The organism is Streptomyces kronopolitis (assembly GCF_050953795.1).
GTDB lineage: Bacteria > Actinomycetota > Actinomycetes > Streptomycetales > Streptomycetaceae > Streptomyces > Streptomyces kronopolitis_A.
Window position 1 is genome coordinate 2,742,197 of record NZ_CP191850.1, and the last position, 25,261, is coordinate 2,767,457.

Below are 25,261 nucleotides of genomic sequence, written 5' to 3' on the forward strand. Positions count from 1 at the left end.
GGCGAGCCACCCGGCCAGCATTCACCGTGCGCCCGAACACCGCAACGGGCGCGGCTGATCCAAACGACAGACCCTAGCTCCAGCGCCCCGTGCGCCCCAGCAGCAGCGCCGTGGCCGCCGTGCCCGCCGTGGACGTCCGCAGCACGGTCGTGCCCAGGCGGTAGGGCCGGGCGCCGGCCTCGGCGAAGGTAGCCAGCTCCTCCGGGGAGACCCCGCCCTCCGGCCCGACGACGAGCACGATCGAGCCCCGGGCGGGGAGTTCGGCGGTGGCCAGCGGGGTGCTGCCCTCCTCGTGGAGCACGGCCGCGAAGTCCGCGTCGGCGAGCAGCGCGGCCACCTGCTTGGTGGGCAGCGGGTCGGCGACCCGGGGGAAGGTCAGCCGGCGGGACTGCTTGCCCGCCTCGCGGGCCGTGGCGCGCCACTTGCCCAGCGCCTTGGCGGCCCGCTCGCCCTTCCACTGGGTGACACAACGCGCCGCCGGCCAGGGCACGATGGCGTCCACGCCGGTCTCGGTCATCGTCTCGACGGCCAGCTCGCCGCGGTCGCCCTTCGGGAGCGCCTGGACGACGGTGATCGTGGGCTGCGGCGGCTCCTCGGCGCGCAGCGCGGTGACCGCGACGGTGAGCCGGTCCTTGCCCTCGACGGCGGCGACCGTGCCGTGCGCGCCGGCGCCCTGACCATCCGTCAGGACGACCTCCTCGCCGGTCCGCAGCCGGCGCACCGACACCGCGTGCCGGCCCTCGGGGCCGTCCAGGAGCAGGGTGCCGCCGGCCCGGACGTCCGCGAGCGAATCGACAAGGAAGACGGGCGCGGTCACGCGGCACCGCCGCGCAGGCTCAACGCGGCGCGTGCCGCGTCCAGTTCGGCGACCAGGACCTCCACGAGTCGCCCGGCGGGCAGCTCCCGGGCCAGCCGGTGGCCCTGCCCCGCCCACAGGTTCATCCCCTGGGCGTCGCCCGCCTTGGCGGCGGCCTTGCGGACGGTGGAGGTCAGGTAGTGGACCGCCGGATAGGCGGCCGGTGCGTACGGGCCGTGCTCGCGCATGAAGCGGTTCAGCAGCCCGCGGGCCGGGCGCCCGGAAAACGCCCGGGTCAACTCGGTATGGGTGAACAGGGGGTTGGTCAGCGCCTGCTTGTGCAGCGGGTTGGCGCCCGACTCGGGGGTGGCGAGGAAGGCGGTGCCCAGCTGCGCCATGCTCGCCCCGGCGGCCAGCACCGCGGCGAGCTGGGCGCCGCGCATCAGCCCGCCCGCGGCGATCACCGGGATCTGTACGGCCTCACGGACCTGGCCGAGCAGCGCCAGCAGGCCCAGCCCCGCGCCGGTCCCGTCCGCGTGCGGGTCGTCCCGGTGCGTGCCCTGGTGCCCGCCGGCCTCCACGCCCTGCACACACACCGCGTCGGCGCCGGACCACTGGGCGGCCTGCGCCTCGGCGGCGGTGGTGACCGTGACGACGGTGTACGTGCCGACCTGCGCGAAGGAGTCGAGGACGGTGCGCGAGGGACAGCCGAAGGTGAAGGACACCACCGGCACCGGGTCCTCCCGCAGGATCGCCAGCTTGGCCTCGTAGCCGTCGTCGCTGGGGCCCTCGGTGTCGCCGAGTTCGGTCTCGTACCAGGCGGCCTCGCCCGCGAGTTGCTCGCGGTAGACCTCGACGACGGAGCCGTCGGCCAGGGACGGCTGCGGCATGAAGAGGTTGACGCCGAAGGGCCGGTCGGTCAGCGACCGCAGCTGTTTGATCTCCTGGTACATCCCGTCGGCGGTCTTGTAACCGGCGGCGAGGAAGCCGAGACCGCCGGCGCCGCAGACCGCGGCGGCCAGTTCGGGCCCGGATCCGCCGCCCGCCATGGGGGCCTGCACGATCGGGTGGCGGCAGAGATCGGTGAGCGCGGTGGGCATGACCTCATCGTGTCACGCCCACCGCCTCACCCCGCATCGGGGCCACGCTGTGCGGCTGCCGGTCAACGGCCCGTCGGACCCCGGCTCACCTGGGCTATCGCCCGTTGAAGGCGTCCTTCAGACGCGAGAACAGCCCCTGCTGCCCGGGCTGAAACTGCCCCGTGGGGCGCTCCTCACCGCGCAGCTCGGCGAGCCGCCGCAGCAGCTCCTCCTGCTCGGGATCCAGCTTGGACGGCGTCTGCACCTCGACGTGGACGATCAGGTCGCCCCGGCCGCCTCCGCGCAGGTGGGTCACGCCGCGCTGGTGCAGCGGGATGGACTGGCCGGACTGGGTGCCGGGCCGGACGTCGATCTCCTCGACCCCGTCCAGCGTCTCCAGCGGGCATTTGGTGCCCAGCGACGCCGCCGTCATCGGGATGGTGACCGTGCAGTGGAGATCGTCGCCGCGCCGCTGGAAGACCGCGTGCGGCAGCTCGTGGATCTCCACGTAGAGGTCGCCGGCGGGGCCGCCGCCGGGGCCGACCTCGCCCTCCCCCGCGAGCTGGATGCGGGTGCCGTTGTCGACACCGGCGGGGATCTTGACGGTCAGGGTGCGGCGGGAGCGGATCCGTCCGTCGCCCGCGCACTCGGGGCACGGCGTCGGCACGACGGTCCCGAAGCCCTGGCACTGCGGGCACGGCCGGGAGGTCATGACCTGGCCCAGGAAGGACCGGGTGACCTGCGAGACCTCACCGCGGCCGCGGCACATGTCACAGGTCTGCGCCGAGGTGCCCGGCGCCGCGCCCTCGCCGGTGCACGTCGTGCAGACGATGGCGGTGTCGACCTGGATGTCCTTGGTCGTGCCGAAGGCCGCTTCGTTCAGCTCGACATCGAGGCGGATCATGGCGTCCTGGCCCCGGCGGGTGCGCGAGCGCGGGCCGCGCTGCGACGCGGTGCCGAAGAACGCGTCCATGATGTCGGAGAAGTTGCCGAAGCCCGCGCCGAAGCCGCCCGCGCCCTGGCCGCCGCCGGCCTGCGAGAGGGGGTCGCCTCCGAGGTCGTAGACCTGCTTCTTCTGCGGATCCGACAGGACCTCGTAAGCGGCGTTGATCTCCTTGAACCGCTCCTGGGTCTTCGGGTCCGGGTTCACATCCGGGTGCAGCTCGCGCGCCAGCCGACGGAAGGCCTTCTTGATCTGGTCCTGCGAGGCGTCGCGGCCGACGCCGAGGACCGAGTAGTAATCCGTGGCCACTTACGACTCCGCGAGGATTTGTCCGACGTAACGTGCCACTGCGCGTACCGCTCCCATCGTTCCGGGGTAGTCCATGCGGGTCGGTCCGACCACGCCGAGTTTGGCGACTGCCTCGTCGCCCGAACCGTAGCCGACCGCGACGACCGATGTGGACGTCAGGCCTTCGTGGGCATTCTCATGCCCGATACGTACGGTCATGCCCGAGTCCTTGGCCTCCCCGAGCAGCTTGAGCAGCACCACGTGCTCCTCAAGGGCCTCCAGCACCGGCCGGATCGTCAGTGGAAAATCATGCCCGAAGCGCGTGAGATTGGCGGTGCCGCCGATCACCAGTCGCTCCTCGGTCTCCTCCACCAAAGTCTCCAGCAACACCGACAGCACTGTCGAGACCGTGCCGCGGTCGTCCTGCTCGAAGGACTCCGGGAGATCCTGCACCAACTGCGGCACATCCGCGAACCTGCGGCCCACGACCCGGCTGTTGAGCCGGGCCCGCAGGTCCGCCAGGGACGTCTCACCGAACGGCGCCTGGCAGTCGATGAGCCGCTGCTCGACCCGCCCGGTGTCCGTGATCAGTACGAGCATCAGGCGGGCCGGGGCCAGCGCCAGCAGCTCGACGTGCCGGACCGTGGAGCGGGTCAGGGAGGGGTACTGCACGACGGCGACCTGCCGGGTCAGCTGCGCCAGCAGCCGGACCGTGCGGCCGACGACGTCGTCGAGGTCGACGGCACCGTCCAGGAAATTCTGGATCGCCCGCCGCTCCGGGCTGGACAGCGGCTTGACGCCGGCCAGCCTGTCGACGAACAGGCGATACCCCTTGTCGGTCGGGATCCGCCCGGCACTCGTGTGCGGCTGGGCGATGAACCCCTCGTCCTCCAGGGCTGCCATGTCGTTGCGGATCGTCGCCGGGGAGACCCCGAGCTGATGGCGCTCCGTGAGTGCCTTGGAGCCGACCGGCTCCTCCGTCCCGACATAGTCCTGGACGATGGCGCGCAGCACTTCGAGCCTGCGTTCACTGAGCATTCCGCGCACCTCCAGTCCGGTCGTCCCGGCGTCTCGATCCTCCTGGCACTCACACGGGCAGAGTGCCAGGCCCGGAGCCAGTGTACGGCCGGGTAGCACGGCCACGGCAAGGGCGGCCGCGCGGAGCATCCGCCCGATGACCGTGTTCGGCCGATCTGCCGGGCAACGCTATCGCGGGGGCGCTAGCGTCTCGGTATGCACACTGCGTGGGAAGAGGCGGGCTGGGAACAACTCGGTGACGGCGTCGCCAGGCGCCGGATGCCGGGGTGGGACGAGACGATCGGGGTGATCACGGGGACCACCGGCGTCATGATCGTCGACACCGGCGCGACCCTGCGCGACGGCGCCCAGCTGCGCCGGACGATCCGCGGGGTGCTGGGCCGGGACGTGACGCATGTCGCGCTGACCCACCCGCATTTCGATCATGTGCTGGGCACCGCCGCCTTCGCGGGCGTCGAGGTGTTCGGCGCGGCCGGCCTCGGTGATCTGCTGCGCCGCGGCAAGGACGAGCTGCGGCGCGACGCGGTACGGCAGGGCGTCGACCCGGACGCCGCCGCGGAGGCAGCCGATCTGCTGGTCGCCCCGCACCACCACGTCCACGGCCAGCTGACCGTCGAGCTCGGCGACCGCCAGGTGCTGCTCGCCAACGTCGGCCCCGGGCACAGCGCCCACGATCTCGCGGTACTGGTCCCCGGCCGGCAGGGCTCCCCCGAGATCGTCTTCTGCGGCGACCTGGTCGAGGAGTCCGGCGAGCCGCAGGCGGGCCCGGACGCGCTGCCGCAGCAGTGGCCCGGCGCGCTGGACCGGCTGCTGGCCCTGGGCGGCGAGGAGGCGGTCTACGTCCCCGGCCACGGCGCCGTGGTGGACGCCGCCTTCGTCCGCGCCCAGCGGGACGCCCTGGCGGCCCGCTTCGGCGTCGCCCCCGCCTCCTGACCCCCGCCCCGACCACCCGTCCCCCTTCGCGTCCCTCTCCCCGAACAGAACAGGCCCATGCAGAGCAAGCGCTACAGCCCCGATCTGACCCCGTCCTGGAAGAAGCAGCGCCCCGCCCCCGAGGTACCGGCCGACCCCGACCTGGTCGTCGAGGAGGTCACCACGGGCTTCTGCGGCGCGGTGATCCGCTGTGAGAAGACGGCCGAGGGCCCGACGGTCACCCTGGAGGACCGCTTCGGCAAGCACCGTGTCTTTCCGATGACCCCGCGCGGCTTCCTCCTGGAGGGCAAGGTCGTCACCCTCGTGCGCCCCCAGGGCCGCCCGGCGCAGGGCGCTCCGGCCCGTACGGCCTCCGGCTCACTCGCCGTCCCCGGCGCCCGCGCCCGGGTCGCCCGCGCCGGGCGCATCTATGTGGAGGGCCGGCACGACGCCGAGCTCGTCGAGCGGGTCTGGGGCGACGACCTGCGCATCGAGGGCGTCGTCGTGGAGTACCTGGAGGGCATCGACGACCTGCCGGCGATCGTCCGGGCGTTCTCCCCCGGGCCGGACGCCCGCCTCGGCGTCCTCGTGGACCACCTCGTGCCCGGCTCGAAGGAGTCCCGGATCGCGGCCGGGGTGACGGGCGCGGACGCCCTGGTCGTGGGCCATCCGTACATCGACGTGTGGGAGGCGGTGAAGCCGTCGTCCGTCGGGATCGGGGCCTGGCCTACCGTGCCGCGGGGGCAGGACTGGAAGACGGGCGTGTGCCGCGCACTGGGCTGGCCGGAGAACACCGGCGCCGCCTGGCAGCGCATCCTGTCGTGCGTGCGCTCCTACAAGGACCTGGAGCCGGCACTGCTGGGCAGGGTCGAGGAACTGATCGACTTCGTCACGGGTGGCGGTGGGGCCTGACGTTCGGGAGGATGCCGAACTCGGTGGTGTCCAGGTCGACATCGAGCAGCGCCAGGGGCACGGATTCGCCGAATTTACCGATCCGCTGAGTCCGGTAGTCGGCTTCCTCACCACTGCCGACGGGCTCGGTGAGCAGGACGCATTGCGCCATGACGGGGTCGACGATGAGGTAGGCGGGAATCCCTCCCGCCGCGTAGACGGAGCGCTTCACGCCGTAGTCACGGTCGACGCTGTTCTTGGAGACGACCTCGACCACCATCGTGATCAACTGAGCCGGCAGCAGCCGACCCGATTCCGGCCCCGCATCGCGCTCCAGCACGACGAGGTCAGGCTGGGGCTCACTGGTTTCGCTCAGCAGATCGATGTCCTGGGTCTGGAGACAGTCCCACTTCTGATCCGGGATCTGCCGCAGCATCCTCAGCACGATCCTGTTGTGGACCAGGTCCGGCCCCGCCATCATCACGATTTCCCCCCGCAGGAGCTCCACCTTGACGTCCTCGGGAACCTCCAGGTTCTCGAAGAACTTCACGATGTTGCTCGTGGTCGTCTCGATATCCACGTTGCCCGTGGTCGATCGGTCATCCACAGCGGTCATCTCCGTGGCCCTCCACATCACGCCGCGTGCATTTGGCAGCAGCCTGGGGAAAGCGTAGGCAGGTAGGCAGCGCGCCCACATCGGTTCACTCGTCCGGGGATCAGTCCACCAGATCCCGCACCACCGCGTCAGCCAGCAGCCGACCCCGGAGTGTCAGGACGGCCCGTCCGCGGCCGTACGGACCCGCCTCCAGCAGGCCGTCCTCCAGGGCGCGGGCCGCCGCCCGCGCCCCCGCCGGGGCGAGCAGGTCCAGCGGGCAGCCGTCCGCGAGCCGCAGCTCCAGGAGGATCCGCTCCACCCGGCGGTCCTCGGCGGCCAGCACCTCGCGGCCGGCGCCCGGGGAGCGGCCTTCGGTCAGGGCCTGGGCGTAGCCGCCCGGGTGCTTGACGTTCCACCAGCGGACGCCGCCGACGTGGCTGTGGGCGCCGGGGCCCGCGCCCCACCAGTCGGCGCCGGTCCAGTACAGCTCGTTGTGGCGGCAGCGGGCGGCGTCGGTGGTGGCCCAGTTGGAGACCTCGTACCAGTGGAACCCGGCGGCGGTCAGGGCCTCCTCCGCGAGGAGATAGCGGTCGGCGTGGACATCGTCGTCGGTCATCGGGACCTCGCCGCGGCGGATCCGGCGGGCCAGCTGGGTGCCCTCCTCGACGATCAGGGCGTAGGCGGAGACGTGGTCGGGGCCGGCGCCGAGCGCGGCGTCGAGGGAGGCGCGCCAGTCGTCGTCGGTCTCACCCGGGGTGCCGTAGATCAGGTCGAGGTTGACGTGGTCGAAGCCGGCGGCGCGGGCCTCGGCGACGCAGGCCTCCGGGCGCCCGGGGGTGTGCGTACGGTCGAGGACCTTGAGGACGTGCTGCCGGGCGCTCTGCATGCCGAAGGAGACGCGGTTGAAGCCGCCCGCGCGCAGCTCGGAGAGGTAGCGGGGGTCGACGGACTCCGGGTTGGCCTCGGTGGTGATCTCGGCGCCGGGCGCCAGGCCGAACTCCTCGCGGATCGCCGCCAGCATCCGGGAGAGATCGGCGGCGGGCAGCAGGGTCGGGGTGCCGCCGCCGACGAAGACCGTCTCGACCGGGCGGGGGTCGTCGCCGAGCACCTTGCGGGCCAGCCGGATCTCCGCCACGACGGTGTCGGCGTAGTTGTCGCGGGAGGCCAGGGCGCCGCCGGAGCCCCGCAGCTCGCTCGCGGTGTAGGTGTTGAAGTCGCAGTAGCCGCAGCGGGTGGCGCAGTACGGCACGTGCAGGTAGAAGCCGAGGGGCCGGCCGGCCGCCCCCGCCAGCGCATGACCGGGCAGCGCCCCGTCCTCGGGCATGGGCTCACCATCAGGCAGTGCGGAAGGCATGGCATCCATTGTCCGTCATGCCGCGGGCGGTCCCGTTCCCCCCGTTACGACGGCGCCCCGCTCCCCGCCGCCTGGAGGACCAGCAGGGCCAGGTCGTCGTCCGGCGGGGTGGGACCGAAGGCGTGGACGGTGGTGCGGATGTGCTCCGCGAGGGCGGTGGCGTCCAGGCCGGCGCCGGCCTGGAGGGTGGTGGCCAGGCCGTCCTCGTCGTCGAACAGCCGGCGGCCCGAGCGCCGCTCGGTCACCCCGTCGGTGACGCACAGCAGGGTCTCCCCGGGGCGCAGGTCGAAGGATTCGCTGACGTAGGAGGCGTCCTCGACCACCCCCAGCAGCATCTGCGGCGCCGCGACGCAGCGGACCGCGCCGTCGGTGCCCAGCACCAGCGGCAGCGGATGGCCGGCGCTGGCGAGGGTGCAGCGGGCGCCCCGGGAGCCGCGGGAGTCGCCGGGGTAGGGGACGATCTCCCCGTAGAGCAGGGACAGGAAGCGGGCCTGTTCGCCCTCCTCGCGGATCTCGACGGGGGCCTCGGCCCCGGCGCCGGCCGCCGCCACCGCGGCCGCGACCGCCGCGACCGAGTCCGCGGCCTCGCGCGCCATGGTCTTGTTGAGCCGGTCGAGCACCGCCGCGACCCCGAACCCGTCGCGGGCCAGCAGCCGCAGCACCGGCCGGGCCAGCCCGGTCACCGCGGCCGCCTCGGGGCCGCTGCCGCAGACGTCGCCGAGGGCGAAGCACCAGCGGCCGTCCCCGGCGTCGAAGAGGTCCCAGAAGTCGCCGCCCGCCCAGGCGCCCTCCCGCGGCTCGTAGACCACGGCCGACTCCACACCGGGCACCTGGGCCCGGCCGCGGGGCAGCAGCCGGCGCTGCAGGACCTGGCTGATGCGCTCCTGGCGGCTGTAGGCGCGGGCGGTGGCGACGGCGCGGGCGACCCGGCGGGCGAGGTCCTCGATCAGGGCGACCACGGCACCGGGGAAGCCCAGCAGACCGCCGCGGCCGAGCAGCAGGGTGCCCAGCCGGCGGCCGCCGGCGACCAGCGGGCAGGCCAGCGCGGCGCCACCGGGCCCGTCGGGCCCGTCCGGCTCGCCGGTGCCGCCCGGTCCCGGCGGCCAGGGCCAGGCGGCCGGGACGGGTGCGCTGTCGGACGGGCCGCTGCCCGGGAGGTCCGGCGGCTGCTTCTCCAGCGCGGTGCGCAGCGGGTCGATACGGCTCTCGCAGGTGTGCCAGACACCGGCGAGGCGCTGCTCCTCGCCGGCCGCCGCGAGGCCCCGGCCGGGCGCCCCGCCGTCGCCGTCGTAGAGCCACACGGCACACCACTCGGCGAGCCGCGGCACGATCAACTGGGCGGCGAGGGCGGCGACCTGGTCCGCATCGAGCTGGCCGGAGAGCAGGTCGGAGGCCTCGGCGAGGAAGGACAGGGCGCCGTTGTCGGCCCCGCCCGCCTCGCGATCCGGCCGGACGGCCCGGCGCGGCGCCGGGGCCAGGAGCTCGGCGGCCCGCAGCTCGTGCTGGAGCAGCCGGTCGTCGAAGGTGCCCTCGGGCTCCAGCCGCCCGGCGTCGTCCGGGGCGCCCATGCGCAGCCGGAACCAGACGGTCTTCATGGCCCGGCGGTAGGTGACGCCCCAGGATTCGGCGACGGCGCTGATCAACTGCAGGCCGTGGCCGCTGGTTTCCGAGGCGTTGGTGTCGTCGCGGGCGCGGATCGGCTGCGTGGGGTGGTGATCGGAGACCTCGATGAGGACGCCGGGCCCCCAGGCACCGTCGGGGCCGGCGCCCGGGGCGCCCTCCGCGTAGGGCGCCGCGTACGGGTCGCCGTGGCGGCCCCCGTACGGCTCCGTGCCCGGTCGCGGCATGCCCTGCGGCTCCAGCCGGCAGCGCAGCTCGACGGCGGTGCCGGCATGCACCACCGCGTTGGTCACCAGCTCGCTGACCAGCAGCTCCGCCTCGTCCGCGAGCCGGCCGGTCAGCCGGTGGGCGCCGGGGACCTCCTGGCCCGCCCATTCGGCGAACGCGGAGCGCACCAGCCGCCGGGCGGCGCCGGCGGCCCGCGGATCACCGGGCAGGCTGGCCCGCAGGGAACGGGCCGCGGGGCCGCCGGACATCATCGTGCGCGCCGCCGTGACGTCGTCGTCCCGTGGAGACGAAGTGGTCGTCCTCATTGAGCAACTCCCGAGCAGCTCCGCTACAGCGCCGGATGCGCTAACAACAGAGTGACAGAACGAGCGCAGTCATAAGCACTGAGTCACACAACTGGGTGGTCCGAGAGGTCAATTCGGCTGACGCGCCGAGGGAGTTGGCCGACGCGCGGAGCGGGGCCCGAAAGGGCCGTGCGGAGGGGCCGCCGCACCCTGCGGTTCCGGCCCCGTACCCGTCTCCGCCCGGGGTGCGGGCGGAGACGTCCGGATCGGCCTCCGGGGGCGCCGCGCCGTGCGGCTACGCCTCGCGCGAGCCGGCGTACATCTCGTCGAGCAGGTCCTTGAACGCCCGCTCCACCACCGGCCGCTTGATCTTGAGGCTGGGGGTCACCTCGCCGTGCTCGATGTCCAGGTCGCGGGGCAGCAGGCGGAACTTGCGGATCTGCTGCCAGCGCTGGAGCCCCTCGTTGACCCGCTCGACATAGCCGTCGACCAGCTCGCGGACCTGGTCGGTGGCGACGACCTCGGCGTAGCTCTTGCCGGCCAGACCGTGCTCGGCGGCCCAGGTCATGATCGTCGGCTCGTCGAGGGCGATCAGCGCCGTGCAGAAGTTCCGGTTGGCGCCGTGCACCAGCACATTGGAGACGAACGGGCAGACCGCCTTGAACTGGCCCTCCACCTCGGCCGGCGCGATGTACTTGCCGCCCGAGGTCTTGATCAGGTCCTTCTTGCGGTCGGTGATCCGCAGATAGCCGTCCGGGGAGAGCTCGCCGATGTCGCCGGTGTGGAACCAGCCGTCCTCCTCCAGGACCTCGGCGGTCTTGTCCGGCAGGCCGTGGTAGCCCTGCATGATGCCGGGGCCGCGCAGCAGGATCTCGCCGTCCTCGGCGATCCGCACCTCGGTGCCGGGCAACGGCTTGCCGACCGTGCCGGTGCGGTAGGCCTCGCCGGGGTTGATGAAGCTGGCGGCGCTGGACTCCGTCAGGCCGTAGCCCTCCAGGATGTGGACGCCGGCGCCGGCGAAGAAGTAGCCGATCTCCGGGGAGAGCGCGGCCGAGCCGGAGACCGCGGCGCGCAGCCGGCCGCCGAAGGCCTCGCGCAGCTTGGCGTAGACGAGCGCGTCGGCGACCTTGTGCTTGGCGCCGAGGGCGAAGGGCACCGAGGCGCTGCCGGTGCGGCGGAAGTTGTCCTGGGAGACCTTGGCGTACTCGCGGGCCACCTCGGCCGCCCACTGGAAGATCTTGTACTTGGCGCCGCCGCCCTGCCGGGCCTTGGCCGCGACTCCGTTGTAGACCTTCTCGAAGATCCGCGGGACGGCCGCCATGTACGTCGGCCGGACCACCGGAAGGTTGTCGATGATCTTGTCGACCCGGCCGTCGACGGCGATCACCTGGCCGGTCGCGATCTGCCCGGCGGTGAGCACCTTGCCGAAGACGTGCGCCAGCGGCAGCCAGAGGTACTGGACGTCGTCCTCGGCGACCAACCCCGTGGACTGGATCGCGCGGGCCATGTACGACCAGCAGTCGTGCGGCAGTCGCACACCCTTCGGACGGCCGGTGGTACCGGAGGTGTAGATGAGCGTGGCCAGCTGGTCGGCGCGCAGGGCGGCGATCCGCTCCTTGACGCACTCCGGGTGGCTCTCCAGCTGGGCGGTGCCGCGCTTCTCCAGCTCGGCGAGGGTGAGCACCCAGCCCTCGGGGTCCTCCGCCGCGGGCTGGACGCCCGTGTCGTCGATGACGACCACATGCGCCAGCTCGGGCAGCTCCGCGCGCCGCTCACGGGCCTTGGCGAGCTGTCCGGCGTCCTCCGCGATCAGCACCCGGCTGCCGGAGTCGGCCAGGATGTAGGCGGTCTCCTCGGCGTTGGTGCTGGGGTAGACCGTGGTGGTGGCGGCGCCGGAGCACAGCACACCGAGGTCGGCCAGGATCCATTCGACGCGGGTGTTGGCGGCCAGCGCCACCCGCTCCTCGGGACGCACGCCCAGGGCGATGAGCCCGGCGGCGACGGCGAAGACGCGGTCGGCGGCCTGGGCCCAGCTGAGCGCCTTCCAGTCGTCCGGCCCCTGGCCCGAGGCGGACGGGACCGGATAGCGATAGGCCTCGATGTCGGGCGTGGCCGCGACCCGCTCCAGGAAGAGCTGCGCCACTGAGGGCGGCCGGTTTTCGATCAGCGTGTGGGTGTCCGTCACGGCGTCCTCCGGGGCCCGCTTCGTTGCTGGTGACTCGCGAGTAACCTTGAGCAGTGATCAGAGTAGAGCGCGCGGCGCCGACGCGTAAGGGGCTGTGGACGACGGGTTCACGATGTGACCGGCGCAATAGGTGTACGTAGCACCCGCAATGCCCGATAGTGCGGCGCGACGGCCCCGCACCGCGCCCACCTGGCAGAACGGATCACTCCGCCCCCGCGGCGACGCTCCACAACCCTTCCACATTCCCTCCGGAATTCCTCCCGGGTTTCCCTCCGCCGTGCAGCCGTACAAGCGGCGGGGCGCCGGCCCCCGAGGAGACCGGCGCCCTCTCGCACCACCGCGCCCGGCCGCTGTCGACCGGGCGCCGGGCGTTACTTCTTCGACTTCGCGTCGCCGTCGGAGTCCGAGGACAGCACCGCGATGAAGGCCTCCTGCGGGACCTCCACGCTGCCGACCATCTTCATCCGCTTCTTGCCTTCCTTCTGCTTCTCCAGCAGCTTCCGCTTACGGGAGATGTCACCGCCGTAGCACTTGGCGAGGACGTCCTTGCGGATGGCGCGGACCGTCTCACGGGCGATGACCCTGCTGCCGATGGCGGCCTGGATCGGCACCTCGAAGCTCTGTCGCGGAATCAGCTCCCGCAGCTTGGCGACCAGCCGCACCCCGTAGGCGTAGGCCTTGTCCTTGTGGCAGATCGCGGAGAACGCGTCGACCTTGTCGCCGTGCAGCAGGATGTCGACCTTGACCAGGTCGGCGGACTGCTCGCCGGTGGGCTCGTAGTCCAGCGAGGCGTAGCCGCGCGTCTTGGACTTGAGCTGGTCGAAGAAGTCGAAGACGACCTCGGCGAGCGGGAGGGTGTAGCGGATCTCGACCCGGTCCTCGGAGAGGTAGTCCATGCCGAGGAGGTTGCCGCGGCGGGTCTGGCACAGCTCCATGATCGCGCCGATGAACTCGCTCGGCGCCAGGATCGTGGCCCGGACGACCGGCTCGTGCACCTTGTCGATCTTGCCCGTCGGGAACTCGCTCGGGTTGGTGACCTCGTGCTCGACCCCGTCCTCCATGTCCACGCGGTAGACCACGTTGGGGGCGGTGGCGATCAGTTCGAGGCCGAACTCACGCTCCAGGCGCTCGCGGATGACCTCCAGGTGCAGCAGGCCCAGGAAGCCGACGCGGAAGCCGAAGCCGAGGGCCGCGGAGGTCTCCGGTTCGTAGACCAGCGCGGCATCGTTGAGCTGGAGCTTGTCCAGCGCGTCGCGCAGCTCGGGGTAGTCCGAGCCGTCCAGCGGATACAGGCCCGAGAACACCATCGGCTTGGGGTCCTTGTAGCCGCCCAGCGGCTCGGTGGCCCCCTTGGTGAGCTGGGTGATCGTGTCACCCACCTTGGACTGCCGGACGTCCTTCACCCCGGTGATCAGATAGCCCACCTCACCGACGGACAGGCCGTCGGCGGGCTTCATCTCCGGGGAGTTGGTGCCGATCTCCAGCAGCTCGTGCGCGGCGCCGGTGGACATCATCCGGATGCGCTCGCGCTTGCCGAGCGTGCCGTCGACGACCTTCACGTACGTCACGACGCCGCGGTAGGCGTCGTAGACCGAGTCGAAGATCATCGCGCGGGCGGGGGCGTCCTTGACGCCGACCGGGGCCGGCACCTCACGGACGACCTTGTTCAGCAGCTCGGGCACGCCGACACCGGTCTTCGCGGAGACCTTCAGCACGTCCTCGGGGTCGCAGCCGACCAGGTTGGCCAGCTCGGCGGCGAACTTCTCGGGCTGCGCTGCCGGCAGGTCGATCTTGTTGAGGACGGGGATGATCGTGAGGTCGTGCTCCATCGCCAGGTAGAGATTGGCGAGCGTCTGGGCCTCGATGCCCTGAGCGGCGTCGACCAGGAGGATGCAGCCCTCACACGCGGCGAGCGAGCGGGACACCTCGTAGGTGAAGTCGACGTGGCCCGGGGTGTCGATCATGTTGAGGATGTGGGTGGTGCCACTGCCCTCTTCCCCCTCGGAGGGGTCCCAGGGCAGCCGGACCGCTTGGGACTTGATCGTGATGCCGCGCTCGCGCTCGATGTCCATGCGGTCGAGGTACTGCGCGCGCATCTGCCGCTGGTCGACGACACCGGTGAGCTGGAGCATCCGGTCGGCGAGCGTCGACTTGCCGTGGTCGATGTGCGCGATGATGCAGAAGTTACGGAGGAGGGCCGGATCGGTACGGCTCGGCTCCGGCACGTTCGTAGGGGTCGCGGGCACGCAGGGTCCATTCAGTGAACGCGGGTAGGCGGGACTCGGGTGTGTGACGTCTCCCCCATGGTCCCATGCGCGACGGCCTCGGTCCGGTTTGGGCGGGCCGGGGGGTGATCCGGCGGTTCCGGGAGGGGCGGCGGAGCCTCTCCGGCGGGCGGGCCGGGGCGCTTGAGCGGGACGGGTCGGGCGGGGCGGGCCGCGAGGGCCGGGCCGGACTCCGATCGGCTCGGGGACGGGGCCGGGCGAGGCGGGACGGGGCGGCCGGAACGGCGGGGTCCGGTCCGGTTTGGGAGGCCGTAGACCCTGCTGGTAGCCTGGTCCACTGCGCTTCGTGCCCTCTCTCGTACGAGGCGCCACTCGAAACTCCAACGAACCTGAAAAGGCTCTTTCGTGGCGAACATCAAGTCCCAGATGAAGCGGATCAAGACCAACGAGAAGGCTCGTCAGCGCAACAAGGCTGTCAAGTCCACTCTGAAGACCGCGATCCGTCGCACCCGCGAGGCCGTGGAGGCCGGCGACCTGCAGAAGGCCGCCACCGCCCAGGCCGAGGCTGCCAAGAAGCTCGACAAGGCAGTCAGCAAGGGTGTCATCCACAAGAACGCCGCCGCCAACAAGAAGTCGGCGCTGGCCAAGAAGGTCTCGACCCTCAAGGGCTGACCTTCCCCTCCGGACGAAGGGCTCCGGGCCGACCAGGCCTGATCTTCGTCCACCGGCAACATCTGCAACACCTGCCGCCAGGGACCCAGCGGCCCCTCTCTCCGCTCCCTGACCGGTGCACCACCGTGCCGCACACGGCCTGCGTTCGCCACGCGGGTGCGGCACACCCGGCTCACCCGGCGTTCAACGCCGACGAAGCCGATACAGCTTGATACGAAAGCCCCGCCTTTCCCTTCCCCAGGGATGAGGCGGGGCTTTTGTCATGGGCGAGGGATACGGGTGGGGCAGGGTGGAGTGGGGTTGCGGGGGATTCGTGGTGGGGGATTTCCGTGAGGGCATGCGTGTGCGTGGGGGGATTCCACGTGCGGCCTGCGGGGGAATCGCATGCGGGGTTTGGTGAATGACGCTTGGCGTGGGCTTCCTGATATTGCGGCGCCCCCAGACTCCGCTGTTGTTCCTGGTGCGCCCTTTTGCCTTTGGTGCGCCTGATCCATCCCTTGCCTGCGGATATCCAGATCGGACCTGCCGGGCCGGGTTCGTTGTCAGCGGTGTCGGCTAATCTTCGGCCATGTCCATATCGGGGGAACAAAACAATCCATACGCCCGGCCGCAGGCCAACCCCTACGGTCAGGTGCCCGCGCCGCAGAATGCGGCAGCACCGCAGCAGAATCCCTACGCATCACAGCAGCCACCGCAGGTGCCCCACGTACCGGGCGGCGGATACGGATATCCGGCGGGTGGCATGCCGTCTCCTCCGCCGGTGCCGCCCGGCGCTCGTGACGGGGCGGGCCGTGGCAAGGCCGGCTGGCTCTGGGCGATCGGCGGTGCCGTCGCCGCCTCCGCGATCTGGGCATCCGTACTGTTCGCCACCGGCAGCTTCTCCGACGAGGCCGATCCCGACCTCGCGGGCTACGGCTACACCGGCGATCTGTGCGCGAAAACCTCGCTGACCCCGTTCCAGAACGCCCACTTCAAGCTCAAGGCGAGCACCTCCGCCAAGGACGCCAATCCGCAGCACACCGGTGCCCAGCAGAACACCATGGAGACCATGTCGTGCAACGTGTCACTGCAGCCGGAGAACGCCGGCAGCTCCGACTACTCCTCGACCTGGATGTACAACACCGTCACGCTGCACAAGAAGACCGACCCGGCACCGGAGTTCGCCGACAGCTACCGCTCGTACGAGAAACAGGAGGCGTCGACCCGCTATACGGTCGAGGCCGTGCCGGGCATCGCCGACGAGGCCTATCTCGTGACGCGGCAGGACGAGGGCGGCACCAACGACAGCTCGTATGTGATCCTCGCCGTCCGGGACGGCTGGATGACATTTCAGTCGACGTGGTCGAGCTATGCGTCGAGCAGCAGCACGGCCAAGCGCCCGACCTCCGCCGAGGTGGCGACGATGCTGAAGACCAGCGCGACGGAGACGCTGAAGCGGCTGCAAAGCACGCGGTCGCGATAGGGGCCCCTGTGGGAGCCGGGCCCTGCGACGGCGGCACGGCGATTCCTCGGGTGCCGCCCGCGGGGCCCGTGCCGTGCCGCCCACCGGCCGGAGCGGCATGGCGCCCCGGCTGCCTCAGCGTGAGCGGGCCGCCCGGGCGATCACCACGACCGCCTTCTCCAGGGCGTACCCCGGATCGTCTCCGCCGCCCTTGACCCCCGCGTCGGCGTCCGCCACCGCGCGCAGGGCGGTGGCCACGCCGTCCGCCGACCAGCCGCGCATCTGCTGACGCACCCGGTCGATCTTCCAGGGCGGCATGCCCAGTTCGCGGGCGAGGTCGCCGGGGCGCGCACCGCGCGGGGCGGAAGCCAGCTTGCCGATGGCCCGGACACCCTGGGCGAGCGCGCTGGTGATCAGGACGGGGGCGACGCCGGTGGAGATCGCCCAGCGCAACGCCTCCAGCGCCTCGGCGGCCCGGCCCTCGACGGCACGGTCCGCGACGGTGAAGCTCGACGCCTCGGCCCGGCCCGTGTAGTAGCGCGCGACGACGGCCTCGTCGATCGTGCCCTCGATGTCCGCGGCCAGCTGCGAACAGGCCGAGGCCAGCTCCCGCAGATCGCTGCCGATCGCATCGACCAGGGACTGGCAGGCCTCGGGCGTCGCCGAGCGGCCGACGGCGCGGAACTCGCCCCGGACGAAGGCCAGCCGGTCGGCGGGCTTGGTCATCTTGGGGCAGGCGACCTCCCGGGCACCGACCTTGCGCGCGGCGTCCAGCAGACCCTTGCCCTTGGCGCCGCCGGCATGCAGCAGCACCAGGGTGATCTCCTCGGCGGGCGAGCCGAGATACGCCTTGACGTCCTTGATGGTGTCGGCGGACAGGTCCTGGGCGGCACGCACCACCACGACCTTGCGCTCGGCGAACAGGGACGGGCTGGTCAGCTCGGCAAGGGTGCCGGGCTGAAGCTGATCGGGGGTGAGGTCGCGCACATCGGTGTCCGCGTCGGCCGTCCGGGCGGCCGCCACCACCTGCTGCACGGCGCGGTCGAGCAGCAGGTCTTCCTGGCCCACCGCGATCGTGACGGGGGCGAGCGGGTCGTCGTGAGCTGTCTTCCTGGCCATCGCGGTCCAGCATCCCACGCCCCACTGACAACCGGCCCCGGACCGCCCGCCGCCCCTGCCGGAGAGCCCCCGCCCTCCCCCTGACGGTTCACCCCCACACCTGTCGGACAATGGCCAGGTGAACGACGCAGCCCCACACCCACCACCCGAACGGCACGACCAGCATGATCAGCACGTACGCCACGAACGGCACGTGCTGGTACTGCCCGACCGCGACGCCGCGGAGGAAGTGGCCGAAGCCCTGACGGAGCGCTTCGGCCTCGCCGAGGAACCTCAGCTCGTACGGGACGCCCTGGCCGGTGAGGACGATGCCGAGGACGCCCAGTGGCTGGTCGTGGTCGAAGACCCGGACGCCGCCCACGATCCGGAGCAGCTGCACGAACTCGCGGCCGAACACGAGGGCTGGCGCGAGGCGGAGTGACGTCCAGGGGCGAGTGACGTCCAAGGGCGAGTGAGTCTCCCGGGGGCGGTGAGGCGTCCGGGAACACCACTCGGGGCGCCCGCAGCCTCATCCGCCCGTACCTCACCCGTCCACGGACTCGCCGACCACGGGCTCCCGCTCCAGCACGATCCCGAAGTGCTCCCGGTACGCGGCGAGGACCTCGCCGTCGCCCACCTGACGCTCCTCGCGCTCGCCGTCCGCACCGGTGCGCACGAGCGACCGGCCGGAGAGCGTGATCCGCCCGGTCCCGGTCAGCCGGGAGCACACCAGGGACTGTGTGAAGTGCGAGCGGGGCGAGGTGCGGTGCCACCAGCAGCCCACCTCGAAGTCCTTGAGCACGCGGGGGCGTTGCTCGACGCGGTACTGCGGGGAGCCGTCCCGCAGGACATCGAGATCTCCCTCGGCCGTCTCCTCGATCCGGAACACCCCGCCCGGTTCCGGCTGCTCGGCGCGGCTGTCCCAGCGGAGCGGGAAGTGACAGTGCCGGCCGAAGCCGACATCGGCGAGCCACGGGCCGTCCGGTGTCACCACCCGCAGCACGAGGTGGTCGTACGGGATTCCCAGTCCGTCGGGGCCGAAGACGCGGGCGGACAACAGCTCGACCTCGTAGCCGAGTGCGCCCAGCAGCATGGCGAAGGCGCCGTTGAGCTCGTAACAGAAGCCGCCGCGCCGGGTTCCGACGATCTTGTCCAGCAGTGGCCGTTCCGCGAGCACGCTCTCCTCGCCGAGGTGGAGGGAGAGGTTCTCGAAGGGGACGGTGCGCAGATGCCGCAGGTGCTGCGCCCGCAGCGCCTCGGCATCCGGGGATGCCGGACGGGCGGCGCCTATCCGGTCGAGGTAGGCATCGACTGCAGCGGTGTCCATCAGGCGTCCTCTCCAGGGCGAACCGGCGGCTGCCCCGGCACCGTCACACCGCCGGGACAGGTCTGGCGGCCATCAAGGTCGGCGCTCATCCGCGCAGGCCGGGAGGCCCTCACGACTCGAACGAAGCACCAGCGGCTGGGGGTGAGCGCGAGCCTGTCCCCCATGCTCCAGAGTCTATAGATCCCCTTTCGGCGGGCCTGCTTGATCGTCCGGGCCTGCGTGCTCCGGCCGGCTGTCCGCCGGTGGGCCCGGCACGGGACCTCCTACAGCCGGGACCCGCACGGGACCCACTGGTACGGCGGCCGGGCCCCGCACCCGCCCCACGGGCACCCACCGGTCCCGCACGCCTCTCCCACTCCGCCGCGGCCGGCACCGCGGCTTCCAGGCGGGCGGCTGCCGGCCCCGCACGGCTTCTCGGGCCGCCGGCCCGCGGGGTCAGGATGTGGTGGCCGCTCACCGTCGCGGACAGTTCGGCGGTGGTGCCCAGGACCGCGATCGCTCCGTCGGTGTCCGTACGCAGGACCCGGACGCCCTGGGCCCGCAGGGCCGTGAGGGTGCCGGGGGCCGGATGGCCGTACGGGTTGCCGGTGCCACAGGAGATCAGCGCCAGGCGGGGCGCCAACCGGTGTATCAGTGGCGGGTCCTGATAGGCCGAGCCGTGGTGCGCCACCTTCAGGACATCGACCGCGCCCAGCTCCGGATGCGCCTCCCACAGCGCTCGCTGTGCGGGTGGTTCGAGGTCGCCGAGCAGCAGGATGGTCAGCCCATGGGTATGGACGAGCAGGGTGACGCTGGCGTCGTTCGGGCCGTCGAGGGCTCCGGAATCGTCGCGGCCAGTGGGGCCGGGCGCCTGCCCCGGAGGAGCGTCGGGGCTGCCGGGGACACCTGGGCCGCGGGGGCCGGGGAGGTCAGGAGGGGCCGGTGGCCACAGGACTTCCCAGGTGAGTGGACCCAGGCGGCGTCGCTCACCCGTTGCGGCGCGCACGAGCGGGACCCCGGCCGCGGCAGCCGTACGGCGTACGAACTGCGACTGGCCGGGCGGGTCGTCCAGGGTCGTGGTCTCGATCGCGCCGACCGAGCGGCCGCGGAGCGCGCCGGGAAGGCCGTCCACATGGTCGGCGTGAAAGTGGGTCAGGACGAGCAGCGGGATGCGGCGGACGCCCAGGTCGGTGAGGCAGCGGTCGATGGCGCGGGGCTCCGGGCCGGTGTCCACCACCAGCGCCGTACCGTCCCCCGCCGCCAACACCAGGCCGTCGCCCTGCCCCACGTCGCAGACCACCGCCCGCCACCCGGGCGGCGGCCAGCCGGTGATGACGCGGGTGAACGGGGCGGGGCGGCAGACCACCAGGAGCAGCGCCAGCGCGCAGAGCGCACACAGCCAGGGCCGACGCAGCAAGCGGCGCCCCACCGCCACCAGGATCACCAGCACGACCGCCAGCATCAGCCCGCCGGTCCAGCCCCCCGGCCACGCGAACTCGGCCCCCGGTAACCCTGCCCCCGTACGGGCCACTCCGGCGATCCACTCGACGGGCCAGCCCGCGCACCACGCCAGCGCCCGGGCGACCGGCAGCGCGACCGGGGCGGCGGCGAGCGCGGCGAACCCCAGCACCGTCGCGGGGCCCACGGCGAGTTCGGCCAGCAGATTGCAGGGCACGGCCACCAGGCCCACCCGGGCCGCCAGCACGGCGACGACGGGTGCGCAGACCGCCTGGGCGGCGGCCGCGGCGGCGATCACCTCGGCGAAACGGGGCGGGACCCGGCGCCTTTGCAGGGCGGCACTCCAGCGCGGTGCGAGCAGCAGCAGCGCGCCGGTCGCCAGAACGGACAGCAGAAAGCCGTAGCTGCGGGCGAGCCAGGGGTCGTAGAGGACCAGCAGCAGCACCGCGGCGGCGAGCGCGGGCAGGAGAGAGCGTCGGCGGCCGGTGCCGATCGCCAGCAGTGTGATCAGTCCGCAGACGGCGGCCCGCAGCACGCTCGGGTCCGGGCGGCACACCACGACGAAGGCCAGGGCGATCGCGCCTCCCAGCACCGCCGTGCCGCGCAACGACAGCCCCAGGCGTGGCGCCAGCCCGCGGCGCTCGGCTCGCGTCGCGAGGTGCGGCGGTCCGATCAGCAGGGCGAGCACGATCGTCAGATTGCTGCCCGATACGGCGAGCAGATGCGTCAGATCGGTGGCGCGGAAGGCATCGTCGAGATCCGGTGGCACGCGCGAGGTGTCCCCCACGACGAGCCCGGGCAGCAGCGCCCGGGCGTCGGGGCTCAACGTGTCGGTGGCCTCGCGCAGTCCCGCCCGCAGGCTTCCCGCCAACCGCTCCAGGGCGGTGGGCGCACCGACCTCGGCCGGAGGTGCGTCGGCGGTGACCCGCAGCACGGCCCCGACCTGATCGCCCGGGGACAACGGCGGCGCGGCACCCGCCCTCACCCGGATACGGGTCGAGGGCAGCAGCCCGCGCCAGGCCGACCGGAGACTGTCGCGCGCTGTGTCACGGTGCGCCGGGTCGGACTCGTTCGAGGCGCCCCCTCCTCCCTTGCCGCCCCCTCCGCGCTGCTGCACGACGACCAGGACCGGCGTGCGGACCGCGGTGACCGCTCCGTCGGTTGCCGTGACGCGCACGGCCTCGGCCGTGAACACCAGCACCGGGGGTGTCCGTTGTGAGCCCCGCACCTTGGGCCGGGTCAGCCGGGGGTCTCCGGTCACCTCCAGCTCGGCGGTGACCTGCCCGAACTGCTCCGCCACGGCCGGCAGCGGCCCCCGCCGCACATCCGCCGCGTGCAACGCCGCTGACGCGGCCCCCGCCCCGGCGCACAACAACACCGCCGCCAGAGCCATCGACGTCCCCGCGGACCGCACACGGAGGGAACGGAGAGGAGCCGTCCGGGTTCCCCGCCCGTGGGCGTCGCCCGTGCCCCGGCCGCGGGCATCGGCCATACCTCGCCCACCGGCACCAGCCGCGCCCCGCCCACCGGCATCGGCCCCCTCCGGCCCCTCGGGGTCGGCCCACGGCGGGGCACCGTCCTCCGCACCCTCCTCTGGGCCCCGCCCGGCCCCGAACCGCGCCACGGCCACCCACCACACGCCCACCGCGAGCAGCGCGCCCACAGCCACCGCAGCCGCCACTCCTCCGCCAGGCACGCCCAGGCCGATCGCCGCAGCCGCCCAGGCCGCCAGGGCGGGCGCGACAAGCCGCAGATCGACCGGGCCCTCCTGGTGCGGGTCCGAGGAGCCGTGCCGCGAGGCCGCCCGGGCGTGCACGGTGGCGCGGGTACCGGTCACGGCTCCACCAAGGGGCGCAGATCGGCGAACCGACGGTCTCCGATGCCGGTCACCTGCCGGAGCTGTTCCACCGAGGTGAATCCGCCGTGCTGGGTGCGGAATTCGATGATGTGGCGGGCCAGGACGGGCCCCACTCCGGGCAGGGAGTCGAGCTGCTGCTCGGTCGCCGCACTCAGACTGACCGGCCCCCCGGGGCCGCCTCCGGCACCGGGTCCTCCGGCACCAGATCCCCCGCTGCCACTTCCCGCACCCCCGGCCCCGGCGTCAGCGGGACCCGGCCCGCCGCCGGCGCCGGCGCCGCCGTTGGGCGCACCGACCACGATCTGCTCGCCGTCGGTCAGTCGGCGGGCCCGGTTGAGCCCACGGAGGTTCGCTCCCCGCAGCACTCCGCCGGCGGCCTGCAGCGCGTCGATCACCCGCGATCCCGGCGGCATCCGGTGAATTCCGGGGTGCCGGACCTTGCCCGTCACATCGACGACCAGTTGCCGCCCCGCCGCGCCCGGCGAGCCGTTCGCCACCGCAGAGGCGGACGAGGACGAGGCCGGCTGCGACGAGGAGCGCGGGGCGGGGCCGGAGGCGCCCACGGACCGTTCGGCCGCCGGGGCCCGTACCGGCTCGGGGCGTCCGGTCCAGAAGTGCTGCACGGCGAATCCCACGGCCACCACCAGCACCAACACCAATGCGGCCAGCGCCTTCGGGTCCGTGCCGCACCGTAACTGCACCCAGAGCGGAAGCCGTTCGCGGACGGCGAGCCACACCCGCTCACGACGGCGCGCGTCCGGCGGACCGTGCTGCGGGGGCGGCGGCCCGGCCCCGGAGCCAACCCCCGTATCGCCGAAGATCGCCGCGGTCCGGTCCCGCATCCGCTCCCGTTCAGAGACAGACGCAGAGGCAGAGGCAGTCGCAGAAACCGAATGCCGAGCAGACGCAGGAGAAGGAGAGCTGGAAAAGGGAGGAGAAGCGTTCATACCGACCGACGCTAAGCAGCTCGCGCGGATCTCGCCGGGCGGCCTCAGATCCGGTGGACGGCGCACCAGTTGTGGATAACTTCGTCACCCACGTGACGCTCCGCCGCCTCGCTCAGCGCGGTGACACCACGGCTCCCAGCAGGCCCGGCCCCGTGTGCGCACCGATCACCGCGCCGACCTCGCTCACGTGCAGTTCATGGAGCCCGGGCACCCGCTCCCGCAGCCGCTGGGCCAGCGCGTCCGCGCGCTCCGCCGCGGCGAGATGGTGGACCGCGATGTCGACCTGGCCCTCGCCCGCCCGCTCCGCGGCGATCTCCTCCAGCCGTGCGATGGCCTTGGACGCCGTGCGGACCTTCTCCAACAGTTCGATCCGGCCGTCGGCCAGTTGCAGGAGCGGCTTGACGGCGAGCGCGGAGCCGAGCAGCGCCTGCGCGGCGCCGATGCGTCCGCCGCGGCGCAGGTAGTCGAGGGTGTCGACGTAGAAGTAGGCGGAGGTGCCCGCGGCGCGCTTCTGCGCGGCGGCGACCGCGTCGTCCGCGTCCCCGCCGGCCTCCGCCGTCTCCGCGGCGGCGAGGGCGCAGAAGCCCAGGGCCATCGCGACCATCCCGGTGTCCACGACGTGCACCGGTACCGGGGCCTCCTTGGCCGCGAGGACCGCCGCGTCATACGTGCCGGAGAACTCGGACGAGAGGTGGAGCGAGACGATGGCGTCGGCGCCGGCGGCCGCGACCGTGCGGTAGGTCTCCCCGAACACCGTGGGGCTGGGCCGGGAGGTCGTCACGGGCCGGCGCTTCTGGAGCGCCTCCGCGACGGATCTCGCGGAGATCTCGGTGCCCTCTTCCAGGGCCTGGTCCCCCAGGACGACGGTCAGCGGAACGGCCGTGATGCGGTGGCGTTCGAGAGCCGTCCGCGGCAAGTAGGCCGTGGAATCGGTGACGATCGCGACATGGCGGGACATGAATGCGAGGTTATCCGGGGATCCCGACGGCGCACAGTGCGGGCCCCTCCCCAAGATCTTCCAGGCTTCCCCAAGACTCTGCCAAGAGGCCGGCCGCCGCCGTCCCCGCTCGTCAGCGCCCCGCGGTCCTCATGGCGCCGTGCCCTCGGTCCGCGGCGCCTTCTGCCACGGGTAGGACGGCTGGGTGCGCGGGTCGCGGGTGGTGAGCGCCGGTGGCTCCTCGGATGCCGGGCCCCGGTCGCCGCTGCCGGCCGCGCCCGTCCGTGCGGGCCCGTTCGCCGCCGGTCCGCCCCCGGCCCCCTGCGGCTGCCCCGCCGTCGCCCCGCGTCCCCGTACGGGCTCGCGCAGCGGGTCCGTGGTGGCGGTGTCCTCGGCCCGGGTCCAGTGCCGCAGCGCCCCGGATTCGACATCGATCTGGTCGCTGAGCGAGGCCAGGTCGTCCTCGGCGAATTTGCGGGCGCGGTCCCGGGCGGCCCAGCGCAGCGATTCGGCGGAGTGCGTGATCCGCTCCGTGCGCGCGCGGAGATCGGGGAGGCGGACGGTGATGGTGGCCCGGTCGGGCTCCCGTTCGAGCCGCTTGAGGTCGGCGTCCAGCTCATGGCCATGGGCGCTCAGCCGCTCGAAGAGGCCGGCGGCCTCGCCGAGGGAGGCGTCGTCCGGCGAGCCGGAGCGGAGCACGTCCTGGGTGGCGCGCATGGAGGTGCGCAGCGAGAGCCGCAGCTGGGCGAGTTCCCCGACGACGCCGGGCTGGGCGAGCTGCCGGGCGCGCAGGCCGGTGTCCTCGACGCTTCTGCGGGCCTGGGCGACGGTGCGGTCCACGCCGCGCTTGGCCGCCTGCACGGCCTTGACCGCGGCGAACACCCCGGCCACGACGAACAGCACGAAGAGCAGCCCGAGGATGGCGACGACGGCTTCCATGGGCTCTCCCCAGACGTATCGGCGGCGCCGGCGGTACCCGCGCCCTTGTCCCTCCACGGTAAACGGCTCGGGCAGGTCACGGGTTCCGGAAGAACCCCCAACCTGCCCGTAGGGGAATCCCCCCATACCGCTGCTTCGGGTGCCCGGGGCGGCCCCGGGCACCCGCC

The 25,261-nt window shown here is 72.8% G+C and carries 20 protein-coding genes; 5 read left to right on the plus strand and 15 right to left on the minus strand.

All coding sequences use genetic code 11. The annotated features are described in order from the left end of the window. Nucleotides 1-73 precede the first annotated feature (73 nt). From ACQP17_RS11995 to hrcA, 4 genes are all read right to left on the minus strand, one after another. A complete protein-coding gene (locus ACQP17_RS11995; protein ID WP_433856263.1) occupies nt 74-817 on the minus strand; it encodes a 16S rRNA (uracil(1498)-N(3))-methyltransferase in 744 nt (247 codons plus the stop codon). After that, entirely contained in the window at nt 814-1,896 is a 1,083-nt protein-coding gene (locus ACQP17_RS12000) for a nitronate monooxygenase (protein WP_433856264.1), read from the minus strand. Before ACQP17_RS12000 ends, ACQP17_RS11995 begins: the two co-directional genes overlap by 4 nt. Before the next feature lie 94 nt (nt 1,897-1,990). Then, nucleotides 1,991-3,127: a molecular chaperone DnaJ gene (dnaJ, locus tag ACQP17_RS12005; RefSeq protein WP_433856265.1), complete on the minus strand. Its 1,137-nt coding sequence runs from the start codon at nt 3,125-3,127 to the stop codon at nt 1,991-1,993. After that, complete coding sequence (hrcA, locus tag ACQP17_RS12010) at nt 3,128-4,144, minus strand: heat-inducible transcriptional repressor HrcA (RefSeq protein ID WP_364879956.1); 1,017 nt, start codon at nt 4,142-4,144, stop codon at nt 3,128-3,130. A gap of 195 nt (nt 4,145-4,339) precedes the next feature. On the opposite strand from hrcA, the gene ACQP17_RS12015 reads away from it, so the two are divergent. Next, nucleotides 4,340-5,077 carry an MBL fold metallo-hydrolase gene (locus ACQP17_RS12015; RefSeq protein WP_433856266.1) on the plus strand — a complete coding sequence of 246 codons (738 nt, stop codon included), beginning with the start codon at nt 4,340-4,342 and terminating at the stop codon, nt 5,075-5,077. 57 nt (nt 5,078-5,134) lie between these two features. Then, nucleotides 5,135-5,968 (plus strand): DUF3097 domain-containing protein, encoded by an 834-nt coding sequence (locus ACQP17_RS12020; RefSeq protein ID WP_433856267.1) that lies wholly within the window; start codon nt 5,135-5,137, stop codon nt 5,966-5,968. Here the strand turns inward: ACQP17_RS12020 and ACQP17_RS12025 are convergent. The 5 genes from ACQP17_RS12025 to lepA all read right to left on the minus strand — a co-directional run bounded on the left by ACQP17_RS12025 (nt 5,946) and on the right by lepA (nt 14,459). Next, nucleotides 5,946-6,563 carry a Uma2 family endonuclease gene (locus ACQP17_RS12025; RefSeq protein ID WP_433856268.1) on the minus strand — a complete coding sequence of 206 codons (618 nt, stop codon included), beginning with the start codon at nt 6,561-6,563 and terminating at the stop codon, nt 5,946-5,948. The genes ACQP17_RS12020 and ACQP17_RS12025 overlap by 23 nt on opposite strands. Before the next feature lie 100 nt (nt 6,564-6,663). Further along, nucleotides 6,664-7,896: a radical SAM family heme chaperone HemW gene (gene hemW, locus ACQP17_RS12030; protein WP_433856269.1), complete on the minus strand. Its 1,233-nt coding sequence runs from the start codon at nt 7,894-7,896 to the stop codon at nt 6,664-6,666. A gap of 44 nt (nt 7,897-7,940) precedes the next feature. Beyond that, nucleotides 7,941-10,049 carry a SpoIIE family protein phosphatase gene (locus ACQP17_RS12035; RefSeq protein WP_433856270.1) on the minus strand — a complete coding sequence of 703 codons (2,109 nt, stop codon included), beginning with the start codon at nt 10,047-10,049 and terminating at the stop codon, nt 7,941-7,943. A 274-nt stretch (nt 10,050-10,323) separates the two neighbouring features. Continuing rightward, nucleotides 10,324-12,213 (minus strand): AMP-dependent synthetase/ligase, encoded by a 1,890-nt coding sequence (locus tag ACQP17_RS12040; RefSeq protein ID WP_433856271.1) that lies wholly within the window; start codon nt 12,211-12,213, stop codon nt 10,324-10,326. A gap of 371 nt (nt 12,214-12,584) precedes the next feature. Then, nucleotides 12,585-14,459, minus strand: a complete 1,875-nt coding sequence (gene lepA, locus ACQP17_RS12045) for a translation elongation factor 4 (RefSeq protein WP_433856272.1) — start codon at nt 14,457-14,459, stop codon at nt 12,585-12,587. 384 nt (nt 14,460-14,843) lie between these two features. Between lepA and rpsT the strand changes: the two genes are divergently transcribed. Together rpsT and ACQP17_RS12055 are read left to right on the plus strand one after the other, a co-directional pair. Beyond that, nucleotides 14,844-15,110 (plus strand): 30S ribosomal protein S20, encoded by a 267-nt coding sequence (gene rpsT, locus ACQP17_RS12050; RefSeq protein ID WP_433856273.1) that lies wholly within the window; start codon nt 14,844-14,846, stop codon nt 15,108-15,110. A 760-nt stretch (nt 15,111-15,870) separates the two neighbouring features. Further along, complete coding sequence (locus ACQP17_RS12055) at nt 15,871-16,572, plus strand: hypothetical protein (RefSeq protein WP_433856274.1); 702 nt, start codon at nt 15,871-15,873, stop codon at nt 16,570-16,572. A 114-nt stretch (nt 16,573-16,686) separates the two neighbouring features. Here ACQP17_RS12055 and holA read toward each other — a convergent pair whose 3' ends face one another. Then, on the minus strand, nt 16,687-17,670 hold the full coding sequence (holA, locus tag ACQP17_RS12060) for a DNA polymerase III subunit delta (RefSeq protein WP_433856275.1): 984 nt from the start codon (nt 17,668-17,670) through the stop codon (nt 16,687-16,689). Between the two features lie 193 nt (nt 17,671-17,863). On the opposite strand from holA, the gene ACQP17_RS12065 reads away from it, so the two are divergent. Next, complete coding sequence (locus ACQP17_RS12065) at nt 17,864-18,091, plus strand: hypothetical protein (RefSeq protein WP_433859891.1); 228 nt, start codon at nt 17,864-17,866, stop codon at nt 18,089-18,091. 102 nt (nt 18,092-18,193) lie between these two features. Here the strand turns inward: ACQP17_RS12065 and ACQP17_RS12070 are convergent, their stop codons facing one another. The 5 genes from ACQP17_RS12070 to ACQP17_RS12090 all read right to left on the minus strand — a co-directional run bounded on the left by ACQP17_RS12070 (nt 18,194) and on the right by ACQP17_RS12090 (nt 25,094). Further along, nucleotides 18,194-18,976: an arylamine N-acetyltransferase family protein gene (locus ACQP17_RS12070; protein WP_433856276.1), complete on the minus strand. Its 783-nt coding sequence runs from the start codon at nt 18,974-18,976 to the stop codon at nt 18,194-18,196. 109 nt (nt 18,977-19,085) lie between these two features. Beyond that, nucleotides 19,086-21,722, minus strand: coding sequence for a ComEC/Rec2 family competence protein (locus ACQP17_RS12075; protein ID WP_433859892.1), 2,637 nt, complete (start codon nt 21,720-21,722; stop codon nt 19,086-19,088). 524 nt (nt 21,723-22,246) lie between these two features. After that, complete coding sequence (locus ACQP17_RS12080) at nt 22,247-23,113, minus strand: helix-hairpin-helix domain-containing protein (protein ID WP_433856277.1); 867 nt, start codon at nt 23,111-23,113, stop codon at nt 22,247-22,249. Between the two features lie 217 nt (nt 23,114-23,330). Then, entirely contained in the window at nt 23,331-24,176 is an 846-nt protein-coding gene (locus tag ACQP17_RS12085) for a DegV family protein (RefSeq protein ID WP_433856278.1), read from the minus strand. A 129-nt stretch (nt 24,177-24,305) separates the two neighbouring features. Next, the gene (locus tag ACQP17_RS12090) at nt 24,306-25,094 is read right to left on the minus strand and encodes a hypothetical protein (RefSeq protein ID WP_433856279.1); all 789 of its coding nucleotides are present in this window, start codon (nt 25,092-25,094) and stop codon (nt 24,306-24,308) included. Nucleotides 25,095-25,261: the final 167 nt, after the last annotated feature.